The following is a 15,259-nucleotide window of genomic DNA, read 5'->3' as shown; positions in this document are numbered from 1 at the left end:
TATCGCAATTGAAAGTTAAAATGCCAGGATAATAACAAAACAAGCTCCGGATACATTCGGGAGCTTGTTTGACTTTTAAAATTTAAGGTTGGCCGACAGCAGGAAGTTCCTTGTGGCCTGAGGGAAGTAGGCGTTGCTGGTAGACAGCACATTTCCGTAGAGATAGCTGTAGGTAAACCCGTTTGATTCGTATAGTTCACTGAAGACGTTATTTACAACCAGGCTTAAACCAAGGTTTTTAATCTTGCCAGCAGAAGTATTATAGCGCAGCCTGAGATCGTTTACGAAGAATGCATCCAGAGAGCGACTGCCATTAGAGGTATTATCCATATACTGCTTGCTTACATATTTACTTAGCATGGCAACTTCTGCATTCTTAAGCGGGCGATAAGAGATTTCGCTTGATCCGACGAACGAGGGTGAGAAAGAAATGTCGGTATTCTGATGTATAAAGCTTTCCTGACCGCCGGTATCCCAATTGTCAACATACTCCTGAAAGGTGTCAATCTTATTGCGGCTCAGACTGGCAGTTACAGCCCAGCTCCATTTGTCGGAGAGAAGCCATTGGGCATCAGCTTCCACACCAAGCCTGTAGCTATCGCTCACGTTTTGGCGGAGTGCTTCGCCATCGTCATTTACCTTTCCGGTCAAAACAAGCTGGTCTTTATAGATCATCCAATATCCGTTTATGCCGGTCCTGAAAGATGAGCCGCTGAATCTATAGCCGGCTTCTATATCTTTTAAGTTCTCGCTTAGAGGGCTTTCGCCGGTCGGGATGTTGATGTAGTCGTCACGGTTTGGCTCTTTATTGGCAATTGCAAAAGATGCGTAAACGTTACTTCTGGTATTCAGCTGGTAGGTGATTCCTGCTTTTGGATTGAAGAAGTTCATCCTGTCGTTTACGTCAAGGTTGTTTCTGTTTTTATCGGTACCCGATATCTTGTATCCTGTACGACGATATTGCAGATCGCCATACAGAAGGAAATCCTCTATCTGATAGCTGATCTTACCGAAAATATTGAAATCAGTTTTAAATCCATTACCCTGATAGTAGCGGTCCCCCGGCTGGGAGGTTGAACTATTTTGAGCCCAGGTGATCTCGCCAAAGTGGTCACCGTCGTATTCGTTATAAGCCCCTCCAAGGGTGAGGTTCAGGTCGTTCTTCGGCGTATAATTAAGTGAATACGTAATGCCGTAGAAATGATTGTCGAGCCAGCGGCGTCTTACGAGGTTGGTTTCTTTAAGAGTATCCGTGCCTGTTATCACGTTAGGCAGCCCGTATTTTCCAAACTTCGCATTGTTTTTATACTCCTCATAGTACCCGCTTCCATAGGTATAATGGAGGCCTGTATTCAGAGAAACCTTGTTGCTGAAGGTGTGCGTATAGAAGGCTTGATAGTGATCCTGTTTGTAGTTATCTGTTTGATCTTTATAGAGAAATGAATTGTACGTGCGCTTTCCTGACCCGTATAGATTGGCAGAATCAGCCGGGGTAAAAAAGTAAACACCTTTATTGTTTTGATAGTAGTTGTCGAGATCTTCAGCGGAGCCTCTCAGTTTCTCCTCAGGCACACCATTCCAGGCTTGATAGGTCTTCTCCTGCCCTGAAAATACATTCAATCTGAGCATATCTTTTTTGCCATAATACGCTCCTGAGAGGAAGTACGACTTCAGGTCGGATGCTCCTCTGTCGATGTAACCATCAGACTTGATCCTCGACAGCCTGCCGTCAAATGTAAATTTTCCGTTCAGTAAGCCGGTACCTATATTAATCGTATTCTTCCAGGTATTGTAAGATCCAAAGGTGTTATTTAGTTCAGCATAAGCGGAGTCTCTCCGGGTGGTTGTCTGGATATTCAGGCTTCCACCGAATGCTCCTGCGCCATTAGTTGATGTTCCAACTCCCCTTTGTATCTGGATGTTATCTACAGATGATGCGAAGTCGGGTATATTCACGAAGAATGATCCCTGACTTTCAGGATTGTTTAGCGGAATACCATTAAGTGTAACGTTGATTCGTGTAGCATCACTGCCGCGGATACGCAGCCCGGTATATCCGATCCCTGTGCCGGCATCAGAAGAGACAACCACAGAAGGAGTCTGGTTGAGTAGAAAGGGTAGATCCTGCCCTTGATTGTACTTCTCCAGTTCTTCTTTATTCAGGTTACGGTAAGTTGTAGCTGAGTTTTCTGTTGCTCTTGTAGAGCGTACAATTACCTCATCCGTCAGAATATTCAGGGGCAATAGTGCGGCGTTGAATACCGTATTGCCGGATACCTTCACGGTCGAAGTGAGTTCTTCAAAGCCAATGTAGCGGATAGATATGCGATACGTTCCTGCCTCAAGGTCTCCGATAGAGAACTCTCCTGATGCATTACTTTTTCCAGCTTGATTTCCAATGACAATGCTTGCACCTGATAGTGGTCGATGGTTCTGTTTGTCGGTTACTTGTCCCCTGATTGAAAACTGAGCCCATGCGAGGCAGGGCATAATGAGCGCCATAAGGGCAGCCAGATAAACTTTTTTCACAATGTGTTTTGTTAAAGTGAATGCGTAACGGGGTTATACGCACAATCTTTTTTGTTAATTCCTACGCCGGCATTATCCGGATCAGGTTCACAGAGACAGAAGGTATGCTATTATACAATCTTCTCTGATGGGTGTAATCTCAGCCTGTTCTAACAACAAGCACCCCTTAAGATGCGGCGAAGTTACGCATCAGATTTTGATTTAGCTATTTTTCTGCATAAGTTTAGAATTTTTTAAGTTCGGCTTATTTTCTTTAGTCTACCTTTCATGTTGCGTGTTGATAGTTCCAAGCCTTTTAAAGTGGTTTACTCATTATGTAAACACGAATTCCTGGGATGGCTGATTGAGCCTCATGCGGTTCAGTTGAATTCTGACGGGGGCTTTTCGCTTACGCACCAACGTTTATTTAGCAATACGGTTGATGAGTTTTCCGAAGGGCTGGATAATATGGATTTCAAGCTGATTAAGCTGCTTGATGAGATGGAGCAAAGCTTTCTGATCAAGCGGTATTATAAGAAGTTAATCAGGCCTGTAGAGTTTTTTGCGAGGGTTTTTGATGAAAAACTTTTTAACACTATACGACCCAAAATTGAAAAGAGGCTTGTAGAAGCGATCGCGCTCTTACGCTCCAAAAAAGTTTATCTGATGAGCCGGGAAGGCTGGCCTGTAGATAAGCCACTCTCCATAGCCGAGGAGCCTGCGTCTGTATTATTTCATTTCAGGCGGTCAGATACTGAAACCCGATACTTCCCCACCATCAAATATCAGGGCATCAGAATCGAGTTTATGTATAAAGATGCTCAGGTGATCTGTAATGATCCTGCCTGGCTTCTGCTCGAAGGGGTCTTATATAGCTTCCAGGATGATATGGAAGGGAAGAAATTACAGCCCTTTCTAAGCAAGCGTTATATTTCTATTCCGAAAACGTCTGAACGAACGTATTTTGAGAAGTTCGTTACCCCGCTGATCGAGAAACATAATGTATTTGCAGATGGCTTTCAAATCAATACAGAAAAGTATGCCGCCGTTCCTGTACTCAGAGTAAATTATGTCCCAGAAGGTACATCGCGATTACAGTTATTTTTTAGATATGGCGAATATGTTTTTCCTGCAGGAGGATCCCGGAAGGTCTCTGTAAAGATGGAGACAGATGGCGAACATTATACTTTTCATCGGATAAAGCGCTCGCAGACCTGGGAAAAAAACAAACAGGAAGAGCTTGTGCGTTTGGGATTAAAGAAGACGGCGGATATTTACACTCAGTTTGAAGTAGGGGCCGGAGTAGAAGCAGCGGATAATGCTCTCAGTGTGCTGGACTGGCTTAACGTTCATCACGATGAGCTGATGGATTCTGAATTTACAATTGAGCAGGATGAAGGTCAGAAGCGCTTCTTGTTTGGATCCAGTAAGGTTGAATTGGGCTTCAAAGAGAATAACGACTGGTTCGACCTGGAAGCTGTAGTGCATTTTGGACCGTATCAGGTACCGTTTATTGACTTGAGGCATCATATACTTAATAAAGTGCGGGAGTACCTGCTGCCTTCGGGAGAGATAGCAATCATTCCCGAAGAGTGGTTCTCTAAATATGGCGATCTGATGATGTTCTCTGACAAGTCCGGTAGTCGTCTAAGATTAAGGAAACACCATATAGGCCTGATATCTGACTTTGCTAATAGCGATCTTGCCACCCTGTCTATGGGGCGGAAGCTGCAGATGCTGAGTTCTTTTGAGGAAATTGAAGATACAGAGATACCGGTCCAGTTTAAAGGGAAGCTCAGGCCATACCAGAAAGCAGGTTATAACTGGTTTCATTTCTTGCGAAAGTATAACTTCGGGGGATGCCTGGCAGATGATATGGGATTGGGTAAAACTGTGCAAACCTTAGCGCTGCTACAAAAGATCAAGGAGGAGAATCAAGACGTACAAGTTGCCTCCACCTCTCTCATCATCATGCCTACGTCGCTGATCTATAACTGGCAGAATGAAGCCGGCAAGTTTGCACCCGATCTGAAGATCCTGATCCATACAGGCACAACAAGAAGCAAGGATATTGGCCGCTTTCTTGACTATGATGTTGTGCTGACCACTTACGGTGTAACGCGGGTTGATATTGACCTGCTTGTTCAGCTTCAGTTCAATTATATCATTTTAGATGAGAGCCAAAACATCAAGAACCCAGCATCTAAGGCATACAAGGCTGTCAGACAGCTCAAAGCAAAGCATAGGTTAATTCTGAGCGGTACGCCTATAGAGAATACGGTTAATGATCTGTGGACGCAGATGTCCTTCATCAATCCGGGCTTGCTGGGTAACCAGACCTTTTTCCTGAACGATTTCGTCAATCCTATTGAAAAGAAGAAGGATGAGGAGAAGTCAAGAAAGCTGCAGGCGCTGATCAAACCCTTTGTATTGAGGCGTACGAAGAAGCAGGTTGCCGGAGAGCTCCCTGAAAAGACTGAACAGTTGTTCTATTGCCGAATGAGCGAAGAGCAGGCCGAGTACTACGAGAATGTCAAGTCAGAATACAGGAACGCACTGCTGGAAGCATTGGAGGATGGTACCTACGTGAAGACGCAGATCCAGGTTTTACAGGGACTTACCAAACTTCGGCAAATTGCAAATCACCCTCTTTTGGTTGATGAGGGATTTGAAGGCGAATCTGGTAAATTCGAAAACGTTATTCATACGTTGGAGAACGTTCTCGCCGAGGGGCATAAGGTCCTTGTATTTTCACAGTTTGTAAAGCAGCTGGATATCTATCGCAGGCATCTCGATAAAAATGGAGTCACTTATTCTTACCTCGACGGAGCTACAAAGAATCGGGGAGAAGTGGTCGAGGAGTTTCAGAAGAACGAAAATATTAAGCTATTTCTGATTTCCCTGAAAGCTGGCGGAGTGGGGCTCAATCTCACGGAGGCTGATTATGTATTCATGCTCGATCCCTGGTGGAATCCTGCGGTTGAACAGCAGGCTGTGGACCGTACGCACCGGATCGGCCAGAAGAAGAACGTGTTCATCTATAAGTTCATCACCAAAGATAGTGTTGAAGAAAAGATCCTGGCCCTGCAACAAAGAAAGCGCATCGTCGCCGAGTCGCTTATCACCACCGAAGAGAGCTTTGTTAAGTCTCTGAGCCCCGATGACATTCGCGACATCCTGAACTAAGTGCTCAGGAATGTCATGTAGTCTTCCCGGCTTATCATTTCGGCACCCAGGGATTCGAGGTGATCACTTTGTATCTGACAATCGATCATTTCATACCCCTTGTTTTCACAGAGCCAGATGAGCGCGAGTTTAGAACTATTGCTGGCGTGGCTGAACATGCTCTCTCCACAGAAAACTTTTCCGGAGGATACACCATATAGTCCTCCCACGAGCTGTCCATCAGACCAGACCTCGACGGAATGAGCGATGCCAAGTTCATGCAGGCGTATGTAGGCATCCTGCATGTCCTCCGTTATCCAGGTACCGTCCTGATCTTTCCGGATCTTTCCCGAGCATTCACTGATTACCTCTTTGAAGGCTTTGTCCCAGGTGATGCTGAACTTCTCTGAACGCATTACCTGCCTCATGCTCTTCGAGATTTTTATCTTTTTGGGAAATAGTACGAATCGTTCGTGAGGCGCGTACCATAAGATGGGCGTTTTTTCTGAGTACCAGGGAAAAATTCCCTGGCGGTATGCGCTGATAAGCCGTTCAGGACGAAGGTCGCCACCAACAGCAAGCAACCCATCCTCTTCGGCAAGCTCTGCGGGTGGAAAGGTGATGTCTTCTTCGTCAAGCCTGAAAATCATGGATGTAAAAATATCAATTAAGCCATGTGGATCGAGGATCTATTCTTTAAATTTTGCTATTTTAAACCAATTGCCTGGCAGCTTGTCTATTAACACTTAAGCGACAGAAATGAAACGGTCAGAAAAAACCGATGCTATCAAACATCTATACTCGCGGGCTTCGTTCGGCATCACCTACCCGGAATTGATACGACTTTCCAGGTTGAGCCAAAAGGAGGTTCTCGAAAGGCTGTTGAAAGAAGCAGAGCCATTTACGCCACTGGCCGAAGCGAAGGAAAATATTCTCAGGCCTTCCAGGCAAGATAATCCTTCCGAGGAAGATATAAGGGCATATACAAAGAAACGCACGGAACAGGAGGAAGCCGTTAATATTTCCTGGGTGAGTAGGCTTTCAGCGGATAAGGCCGATCTGAGGGAGAAACTCACCCTCTTCTGGCATGGGCACTTTGCCTGTAGAACAACCAATGGCTACTATAATCAACAGTTGAATAATGTTCAGAGGAAGCATGCTCTTGGCAACTTCCGTACGCTGGTAACAGAGGTTGCCAAAACACCTGCCATGCTCTCCTTTCTTAATAATCAGCAGAATAGAAAGGGAAAGCCCAATGAGAACTTCGCCAGAGAATTGATGGAGCTGTTTACCCTGGGCCGGGGGCACTATACAGAAGCGGATATCAGAGAGTCGGCACGTGCGTTCACAGGATGGCAGTTCCGACCTGAAAGCGCAGGTTTTTTCTTTAACGAGCGCCAGCATGATCGAGGCACAAAGGTCTTCTTCGGACGGTCCGGCAACTTTCAGGGAGAGGACATTATCAATATGATCCTTGAACAAAAGCAATGTGCTTATTTCATCGCTGAGCGGATGTACCGCTTCTTCGTAAATGATACGCCCGACCCCATGCATGTACGTGATCTTGGAGATTATTTCTACGGTCAGAACTATGAAATAACCGCACTTATAAGAAGGATGTTCTCCAGCAAGTGGTTCTATAATGAAAAGAACGTAGGTAATAAGATCAAGTCGCCAATTGAGTTTCTTGTTGGCTTAAACCGCAGTTTCTACATTCAATATGCTCGTCCCAGAGTGCTCCTGCAGCTGCAAAGATCTCTTGGACAGGCTCTTTTTTATCCTCCTAATGTTGCCGGATGGCCAGGCGGTACCAGCTGGATCGATAGCTCTTCACTCCTTACCCGCCTGAAACTGCCTTCAACTTTGTTAAATGGCGGAATCCTGGAATCGGAGGGCAAGGCTGATCCGGAAGACGAAGCCTATCTCGCAACGGCAAGACGAAGTCAGCCGAACGTAGAGCGAAAGACGCAGGCTTTCCCCGATTGGGAGAGATTCAGGAGAACCTTACCGGCAGCAATCACCAGGGAACAACTTGCCTATGTTTTGCTGGCATCTCGGGTTAAAGCTGTTTCTCTGGAGAAAATTGAGCAGTCAGACCTCGTGCAAATGGCCATACAACTGGTAAGCACACCAGAATATCAGCTCTGCTAATTACAAGGACTATGAAAAGAAGAGATTTTTTAAGGCGCTCCGCTCTGGCATCAGGCGCATTTCTAATGCCATCCTTTTTAAAGCCGCTCGAGGCACTTGCCTTCGATCGACTTACTGGTCACAAGAACCTGGTGATTATTCAGCTCTCGGGTGGCAATGATGGTCTGAATACCGTAGTTCCTTTCGGAATGGATACCTACTATCAAAAAAGGCCTGGAATCGCCCTGCCTGCTTCCGATATTATCAAACTCACCGATCTTCAGGGTTTAAACCCCAATATGGCTGCGTTGCAAGAGGTATACGACCAGGGCTGGATGTCTGTGATCAACAGCGTTGGCTACCCCAATCCCGATCGTTCACATTTTCGTTCCATGGATATATGGCAAACAGCCAGTGACGCCGATGAGTATCTCAGTACCGGATGGATAGGGCGCTACTTAGACTCCAATTGTAAGGTCTGCCAGGATCCCTATACGGCCATAGAAGTTGACGACTCGCTTTCACTCGCTCTTAAAGGCATGTCAAAGAAAGGCATAGCAGTAAAGGATCCCGGCACTCTCTTTAAGAATACAAGGGAACCTTTCTTCAAAGAAATCTTACAGTCGCACGATGAGCATCTAAACGAAGATAACCTGGGGTATTTATATAAGACAATGGTCGAAACGTATTCATCTGCTGCTTATATCCAGAATACCTCCAAAACATTTAAATCTACAGCAGAATACCCTCAAACAGCATTCGCTAACGAGTTGAAAACAGTAGCCAGGTTCATTAACAGCGGCTTGAGTACAAGGGTTTATTATATTTCGCTAAGTGGCTTCGATACCCATACCGGGCAGGTAGCTCAACAGGGAAGATTGCTTCGTCAATTCAGCGAGGGTGTAGCGGCACTGCTTAAAGACTTAAAAGCTAACGATAAGTTGAATGACACCATGGTCATGGCCTTCTCTGAATTCGGTAGAAGAGTAGAGCAGAATGCCAGTAACGGTACCGATCATGGCACGGCAAATAATGTCTTTATCTTTGGGGGTAAGCTGAACAAAGCTGGAATTTACAATAAGGCCCCCGATTTGATCAGTCTCGACAATGGCGACCTGAAGTATGAAGTAGACTTTCGTGAGGTATATGCCACCTTACTCGACAGATGGCTGGAGGTAGACAACAAGCAGGTGCTGAACAGAAAGTACGCCGGACTCAACTTTATTTGATACGATTACAGTTTTCGGCAATCAGCTTATCAGCGCGGTTGCTTCCGATCTTTTTCACGAACATCAAGTCGCTGCAAGCACCTTCTCTGTCGCCTTGTTTAATTTTCTTCGTGGCCTGCTCGATCACGCGTCCTATATATTCGTCATTATAGCCGAGCTGTTCTTTTATTTGGTTGATCTTCTGCTCTGCAAGCTCGTCATAGCCACCCCTATCCTTCTTTTCATAATAGGTAACCACTGCATCAGAAAGAAACTCCTGAGCCTTATACGCGTTGATAGCCGCTTTGATCTCCGCTTCAGACCTCCAGCAATTGAGTTCCCTCAAAGAAAAATTAATAGGTATCGTGATAGTACTGGTAGTATCATAGCCGGCAGGAATACGCCAGCTGCCTGATGTGAGCTTAACGAGCCTTAAAGCCTCTTCATCGAGGTCGATTCCAGGTCCTTTGGAAACCTTTGCATCCTGCACCTTGCCTGTTGAACTCAGGCGGAAGCTTACCTCTATGGTGCCTTGAATGCAATTAGATCTGGAATATTGGGGATATATCAGTTTTTCATTGATGAAATTACGCAGTCCCTGTGCTCCTCCCTGAAAAGAAGGATCTTCTCCCGGCATGAATGATGTCAGGAGAAGAAATAACAAACTAAGGAGACTAGACGATTTCATTGTTTTATAACGAAATGATAGCCAATTTATTGAGTGTTAGTTTACTCTTCGGTGTCAGGTTGCCGGGGTTCTTTACTGATCTTATCAAAGATCTGATCCATACGTTCTACGTACTCGTTTGTATCGTCAATAAAAAATTCCAGATGAGGAATGATACGAGCCTGATTTTTAATCCTCGCTCCTAATTTATAACGTATTTCGCTGGCGTGCGCCTTGATGGTATTCAAAGCCAGACCGGAGTCCCGGCTGTTAAAGAAACTAAGAAACACCCGGGCAATAGCGAGGTCAGGCGTCATCCGCACCTTCGTGATCGTAACCAGCATATTAGGCAGAAAGTTCATGCCTTCTCTTTGAAATATTTCCGCTAAGTCCTTCTGAATAACCCCTGCGAATTTTTGCTGCCGTTTGCTTTCCATTTTTTTCTGTATAAAGCCTCAGCTTGTTTTTGCTGAGGCGGTTCAAAGATAATGATAAGTGTCAAGAGTATAGGCCAAGCCTGTTGGCAGCCTAATACAACAGGTTATCGTACGGATATCGTTCTGTATGAATTGCCTTCGCCTTATCGTACACCAGCTGCTTAAACTCTTCTACATTTTCTTTTCTAAGTGCAGAAATGAAGACGGCAGGACTGTTGTGTTTCCCCATCCAGCTGTTTTTAAATTCATCTATAGTCAATGCCGGTGCATCTTCTCCTGACTCAGGCGTCCATGCGTCGATCTTATTGAACACTGTTATCGTATCCTTGTCGGCTGCACCAAGATCTTTCAGGGTTTCGTTAACCGTATTGATATGATCCTCAAAGTTGGGATGCGATACATCAACCACATGGATCAGGATATCTGCTTCGCGTACTTCATCGAGCGTAGATTTAAAGCACTCTACAAGGTGATGCGGTAGCTTGCGAATGAATCCAACGGTATCCGACAACAGAAAAGGCAGATTGTCGATCACCACTTTTCTTACTGTGGTATCCAGTGTAGCGAAAAGCTTGTTCTCTGCAAAGACGTCCGATTTCGATATCATATTCATGATGGTCGATTTACCGACGTTCGTATAGCCTACAAGCGCCACTCTTATCAGCTGGCCACGGTTCTTTCGCTGCGTTTCATTCTGCTTGTCGATGAGCTTGAGCTTTTCTTTAAGGAGAGAAATCTTATTCTGAATCATCCGGCGGTCACTCTCTATCTGGCTTTCACCGGGACCACGCATACCAATCCCTCCTTTTTGTCTTTCAAGGTGGGTCCACATACGCGTTAGTCGGGGTAGCAGATACTGGAGCTGCGCCAGTTCAACCTGCGTCTTTGCCTGAGCCGTCTGGGCTCTGCTTGCAAAGATGTCGAGAATCAGGTTGCTCCTGTCTAAGATCTTTACCTTCAACTCATTTTCAATGTTCCTGATTTGTGAAGGGGAAAGCTCATCATCAAAAACAACGATGTCAATCTCCTCTGACTTTACATAGGCCTGGATTTCTTCCAGCTTCCCCTTTCCTACAAATGTGGAACGGTCCGTATGGGCCATCTTCTGTGTAAATGTCTTTTCGGTTATTCCGCCGGCGGTATCGACGAGGAACTCAAGTTCCTCGAGGTATTCCCGAACCTGTGCCTCTGTCTCATCGGGAGTGATCACTCCTACGAGGATGGCACGTTCTGGTTTTATAGCGGTATCAAAATATTCTTGTCTGGGCATTTGTTACTTTCTTAATTCGTTTACAAAACTCTGTATTGCCCGTCCCGGATCGCTCTCCTTCATGAAGTTCTCTCCAATCAGAAAGCCGTTAAATCCAGCAGCTCTCAACTCGGTTATGGTATTCGGATCGCTTATTCCGCTCTCAGAGATTTTCAAAAATCTGTCGGGAATAAGGTTTACCAGGTCGTGAGAGTGTTGAACTGAAACGGTAAAATTATCCAGGTTGCGGTTGTTGACGCCTATTGCGTCTAAATCATCAAATATGTTATTTTCAAGTTCCTCGCGGTTATGTACTTCTAACAATACATTCAAGCCAAGGGTTTTAGCCAATTTAGCAAAGCCTGCAACTTCGCCGGGACTTAAGATTGAAGCAATCAGCAGGATGATATCTGCTCCGATAGCTTTTGCTTCTACAATCTGGTATTCATCGATGATGAAGTCCTTCCGGAGAATAGGAATCTGGTTGGCCTCCCTGGCTTCAATAAGATCCCGGATTTTTCCTCCGAAGAACTTCTGATCAGTAAGCACAGACAGCGCTGATGCACCCGCTTCCGCATACTGGCGCGTTACCATCGACACCTCAGCCTGATCATTGATGATGCCTTTTGATGGAGACGCCCGCTTGAATTCAGCGATAATTCCTGTTCGTGCCTCATCCAGCATAAATTCAGGTAGTGAATAACATGTGCGGCCGAAATACTCGCTTTTCTCCAGGGCAGAAAGTGATATGCGCGATTTGGCTTCCGCAACTTCAATACGTTTATGTTCAACTATTTTATTTAAAATACCAGCTTGAACAGAGGTGGTATTTTTAGTTAAGTTCTTATCTTCCATGATAGTTATGAGAGCCAGTTAGAAATCATCGTTTTTCCATGTTCTGTCAGGACTGATTCCGGGTGGAACTGAACGCCCCTGACATCAAACTGTGTATGTCTTAAAGCCATGATCACCCCTTCAGCATCTTTAGCAGTGATTTGCAGGTCTTCAGGAAGGCCTTCCCTGCTAACAGCCCATGAATGGTAGCGCCCAATGTTAAAGGTTGCCGGCAGGCCTGCAAACAAGTTCTCTCCCTGGTCCAAAACCGACATTTCAGTTGCCCTGCCATGAACCGGATATGACAGGTTGTACAAACTGCCGCCGAAGACTTCAGCAATAGCCTGAACGCCTAAACAAACGCCCAGAATGCTCTTCGTTGGAGCGTAAGTCTGGATAACATCAAGCAGTAAACCAGCTTCTGATGGAATGCCGGGGCCGGGTGATAGCAATATTTTGTCAAATTCCTCCACCTCCTCCAGTCGAAACTTATCGTTTCTCCAAACCACAGGCTGTTGTCCGCACTCGTTCAAAAGATGAACAAGATTAAACGTGAAAGAATCGTAATTGTCGATAACCAATATTTTCATATAGATATATTTTTTGGTAGTGATGATTGATCAGGTCCCGTTCAGCTTCTTGCTTGCTAAGGGTTATCTGAATCATCTCACCGGTGCATCATTAAACCTTCTCCAGCGTAGGAACTATCGTCTTGGCCATATCAATCGCCTTGCGCAGAGCCATAATCTTATTATTCACTTCCTTCAGTTCACTCTGCGGATCTGAATCGGCCACAATACCGGCACCGGCCTGGTAATGGAGGACATTGTTGCGGCTCATAAATGAACGGATCATGATCGCATGGTTGAAGTCTCCGTTAAATCGCATAAAGCCGATCGCACCGCTATAAAAGCCTCTCCCTGAGTTTTCATACTTATCGATTAGCTGGAGCGCTTTGTACTTCGGAGCACCACTGAGTGTTCCCGCAGGGTAAGTATCGCCAACAACCTTAAAAGGATCAACATCCGGCTGTAAAGCACCGGTCACTTTCGAAACCAGGTGAATAATATGAGAGTAGTACTGAACCTCCTTAAATGCCTTTACCTGTACTTTGTCACAATGCCTGCTTAAGTCGTTACGGGCAAGATCAACCAGCATCACATGCTCTGCACTTTCCTTTGGATCATTCTCAAGCTTCTCTGCCAGTTGGGCATCCAGTGCATCATTTCCTGTCCTCAGGAAAGTCCCTGCAATAGGAAAGATGGTCGCCTCTCCCTTTTTCACAGTAAGCTGAGCTTCGGGAGATGAACCAAACAATTTAAAGTCGCCGTAGTCGTAGTAAAACAGATACGGAGAGGGATTTATAGAGCGCAGTGCCCGGTAAACATTGAATTCGTCTCCGCTGAAAGGCTTGGCAAAAGCCCGCGATGGTACAATCTGGAATACATCTCCTCTGAAGATATGAGTCTTCATTTTTTCCACCACTTCAATGAAGCCTTCATCTGAAAAGTTAGAGGTTTCTGGGGCAGCAGATTCAAACGGATATTCCGGAAAATCTTTATTCTGAGTCAGATACTGAAGCTTCTCCAGGCCCGACTCCTCCTCTTCTGAACTCCGGTGCTCAAACAGATAAAGCTCATTCTTGAAGTGGTCAACGGCAATTACATATTTGTAAACATGATACTGCAGTTGCGGAATTGCTCTTTCTTCTGTCAGCGTAGAGGTAAGCTTGATATCTTCGAACTTCTCAATCGTTTCGAAGGTAAAGTACCCGAACAACCCGTTGGATATGAACTTGAAATCTCCGTCTTCGAACTCAAACTTCTTTCTGAAAGCAGTCACTTCTTCCTGCAGATTGATCTCTTCAGATGGAATCTCCGTTCTGCTTCCATCAGGGAAATAAGTGGTCAGCACTTTCTTGTCCAGTACTATTCCGGCAATCGGGTCACAACATATAAAGCTCATGCTGTTCTCCCGGCTGTGGTAATCGGAGCTTTCAAGAAGGATGCTGTTGGGAAACACATCTCTGATCCTGAGATAGATACTTACCGGGGTCGTTGTGTCAGCAAGCAGCTTTCGATATGATGTAAATAACTTGTACATGTTTATCTTGATATCTTAATTAACGGAAATTTAAAAACAAAAAAACCCGGTGTTCATGCACCGGGTTCTATATTTATCTTGAAAAAATTAGATCAATGGATTATAAACATACAACGTTCCGGTGCACAGAATTGTGCCACCACCAGATTTGAGTATATTTATTATTCAACATATTACAAATGAAAGTAAAGCAAGTTGGATTTCCAAATGTTTTTTCAATTAACGGCTCATGCCCAACAGAGGTCTGCCACTCTGAACAATCGCAACAACGATCAGTAATAATGCCAGCCCGAAGAAGATCGCTACAGGACGGTGTTTAGCTGTTAATTCCGCAATTTTCTTTGACTTTGCATTTCCAATAGTGATCAGTACCGCTGCTGCAATCATCATCGCCACATGCTCCACTTTCCAGTAGCGTAGTGTGCTGTCTTTCATCGCCTCACCCATGGTGCTGCTGGTCACGATCGGACTTACAAAATACAGGAACAATCCGACGAGCACCTGCACGTGTGTCGATATCAGGGTAACCAGATTCAGTGTTTTATTGGCTTTGCTAAACGGTTTTTTTCCAAACCAGCCGGCAAATGCCAACAATGTCGCGATTACCAGAGCAAAGAATACTACAAACCGCAGCGTAGAATGCGCGTGGAATAAGAAGTCGTACATAATTTTTTAATTGTTAACCAAAGAAACGAAAATTGTAGTGATTTACGAACTGGACTACTGCTAAAAGATGATCAAAAGTGTAACAAATCTTTTGTTTGTTCAATAATCTTCCAGAATATCTTTTTAATTTTAACGCAAAAAAATAAGCTCCCGATGGGCGAGAGCTCAAACTAACCAATTATAAACCTAAATTATTGAAAGGAGCTGTAAGGGAAGGAATCGAACCTTCAAGGAGTGGTTAGCCATTGCTGGTTTCCCATATTCTCCGCCACCGAGACAAGGAGGTGTGTCT

General features: G+C 45.0%; 12 protein-coding genes and 1 riboswitch. Of the genes, 3 read left to right on the top strand and 9 right to left on the bottom strand.

The genetic code is table 11. The annotated features are described in order from the left end of the window. Window positions 1–75: 75 nt before the first annotated feature. Window positions 76–2,529 carry a TonB-dependent receptor gene (locus ACO1NU_RS09960; protein ID WP_448818327.1) on the bottom strand — a complete coding sequence of 818 codons (2,454 nt, stop codon included), beginning with the start codon at window positions 2,527–2,529 and terminating at the stop codon, window positions 76–78. A 40-nt stretch (window positions 2,530–2,569) separates the two neighbouring features. After that, a riboswitch (TPP riboswitch) is annotated at window positions 2,570–2,706 on the bottom strand. A gap of 90 nt (window positions 2,707–2,796) precedes the next feature. Between ACO1NU_RS09960 and ACO1NU_RS09955 the strand changes: the two genes are divergently transcribed. Beyond that, window positions 2,797–5,694, top strand: a complete 2,898-nt coding sequence (locus ACO1NU_RS09955) for a DEAD/DEAH box helicase (protein ID WP_448818326.1) — start codon at window positions 2,797–2,799, stop codon at window positions 5,692–5,694. Here ACO1NU_RS09955 and aat read toward each other — a convergent pair. After that, window positions 5,691–6,323, bottom strand: coding sequence for a leucyl/phenylalanyl-tRNA--protein transferase (gene aat, locus ACO1NU_RS09950; protein ID WP_448818325.1), 633 nt, complete (start codon window positions 6,321–6,323; stop codon window positions 5,691–5,693). The genes ACO1NU_RS09955 and aat overlap by 4 nt on opposite strands. 109 nt (window positions 6,324–6,432) lie before the next feature. Here aat and ACO1NU_RS09945 point away from each other — a divergent pair, with 109 nt between their 5' ends. Then, a complete protein-coding gene (locus tag ACO1NU_RS09945) occupies window positions 6,433–7,824 on the top strand; it encodes a DUF1800 domain-containing protein (RefSeq protein ID WP_448818324.1) in 1,392 nt (463 codons plus the stop codon). Between the two features lie 11 nt (window positions 7,825–7,835). Continuing rightward, window positions 7,836–9,032 (top strand): DUF1501 domain-containing protein, encoded by a 1,197-nt coding sequence (locus ACO1NU_RS09940; RefSeq protein ID WP_448818323.1) that lies wholly within the window; start codon window positions 7,836–7,838, stop codon window positions 9,030–9,032. Here ACO1NU_RS09940 and ACO1NU_RS09935 read toward each other — a convergent pair. From ACO1NU_RS09935 to ACO1NU_RS09905, 7 genes are all read right to left on the bottom strand, one after another. Beyond that, a complete protein-coding gene (locus ACO1NU_RS09935) occupies window positions 9,025–9,699 on the bottom strand; it encodes an energy transducer TonB (RefSeq protein WP_448818322.1) in 675 nt (224 codons plus the stop codon). The genes ACO1NU_RS09940 and ACO1NU_RS09935 overlap by 8 nt on opposite strands. A 41-nt stretch (window positions 9,700–9,740) precedes the next feature. Further along, window positions 9,741–10,115: a 30S ribosome-binding factor RbfA gene (rbfA, locus tag ACO1NU_RS09930; protein ID WP_448818321.1), complete on the bottom strand. Its 375-nt coding sequence runs from the start codon at window positions 10,113–10,115 to the stop codon at window positions 9,741–9,743. A gap of 91 nt (window positions 10,116–10,206) precedes the next feature. Further along, a complete protein-coding gene (gene hflX, locus ACO1NU_RS09925; protein WP_448818320.1) occupies window positions 10,207–11,385 on the bottom strand; it encodes a GTPase HflX in 1,179 nt (392 codons plus the stop codon). Between the two features lie 3 nt (window positions 11,386–11,388). Further along, the gene (gene trpC, locus ACO1NU_RS09920; protein ID WP_448818319.1) at window positions 11,389–12,219 is read right to left on the bottom strand and encodes an indole-3-glycerol phosphate synthase TrpC; all 831 of its coding nucleotides are present in this window, start codon (window positions 12,217–12,219) and stop codon (window positions 11,389–11,391) included. A 5-nt stretch (window positions 12,220–12,224) separates the two neighbouring features. Further along, complete coding sequence (locus ACO1NU_RS09915) at window positions 12,225–12,788, bottom strand: anthranilate synthase component II (protein ID WP_448818318.1); 564 nt, start codon at window positions 12,786–12,788, stop codon at window positions 12,225–12,227. Window positions 12,789–12,879: 91 nt separating this feature from the next. Beyond that, window positions 12,880–14,301, bottom strand: coding sequence for an anthranilate synthase component I family protein (locus ACO1NU_RS09910; protein ID WP_448818317.1), 1,422 nt, complete (start codon window positions 14,299–14,301; stop codon window positions 12,880–12,882). A 219-nt stretch (window positions 14,302–14,520) separates the two neighbouring features. Further along, the gene (locus ACO1NU_RS09905; protein WP_448818316.1) at window positions 14,521–14,967 is read right to left on the bottom strand and encodes a cytochrome B; all 447 of its coding nucleotides are present in this window, start codon (window positions 14,965–14,967) and stop codon (window positions 14,521–14,523) included. Window positions 14,968–15,259: the final 292 nt, after the last annotated feature.

The sequence above is a fragment of the Arcticibacter sp. genome, from assembly GCF_053551015.1.
The sequence above is the reverse complement of the archived record's forward strand: the minus strand, read 5'-3'. Positions and strand labels throughout refer to the sequence as shown.

What these genes read in the sequence shown, in the direction of transcription:
- ACO1NU_RS09955 (WP_448818326.1), top strand. Translation starts at nt 2,797, where the DNA reads ATGTTGCGTGTTGATAGTTCCAAGCCTTTTAAAGTGGTTTACTCATTA.
- aat (WP_448818325.1), bottom strand. Translation starts at nt 6,323, where the DNA reads ATGATTTTCAGGCTTGACGAAGAAGACATCACCTTTCCACCCGCAGAG.
- ACO1NU_RS09945 (WP_448818324.1), top strand. Translation starts at nt 6,433, where the DNA reads ATGAAACGGTCAGAAAAAACCGATGCTATCAAACATCTATACTCGCGG.
- ACO1NU_RS09940 (WP_448818323.1), top strand. Translation starts at nt 7,836, where the DNA reads ATGAAAAGAAGAGATTTTTTAAGGCGCTCCGCTCTGGCATCAGGCGCA.
- ACO1NU_RS09935 (WP_448818322.1), bottom strand. Translation starts at nt 9,699, where the DNA reads ATGAAATCGTCTAGTCTCCTTAGTTTGTTATTTCTTCTCCTGACATCA.
- rbfA (WP_448818321.1), bottom strand. Translation starts at nt 10,115, where the DNA reads ATGGAAAGCAAACGGCAGCAAAAATTCGCAGGGGTTATTCAGAAGGAC.
- hflX (WP_448818320.1), bottom strand. Translation starts at nt 11,385, where the DNA reads ATGCCCAGACAAGAATATTTTGATACCGCTATAAAACCAGAACGTGCC.
- trpC (WP_448818319.1), bottom strand. Translation starts at nt 12,219, where the DNA reads ATGGAAGATAAGAACTTAACTAAAAATACCACCTCTGTTCAAGCTGGT.
- ACO1NU_RS09915 (WP_448818318.1), bottom strand. Translation starts at nt 12,788, where the DNA reads ATGAAAATATTGGTTATCGACAATTACGATTCTTTCACGTTTAATCTT.
- ACO1NU_RS09910 (WP_448818317.1), bottom strand. Translation starts at nt 14,301, where the DNA reads ATGTACAAGTTATTTACATCATATCGAAAGCTGCTTGCTGACACAACG.
- ACO1NU_RS09905 (WP_448818316.1), bottom strand. Translation starts at nt 14,967, where the DNA reads ATGTACGACTTCTTATTCCACGCGCATTCTACGCTGCGGTTTGTAGTA.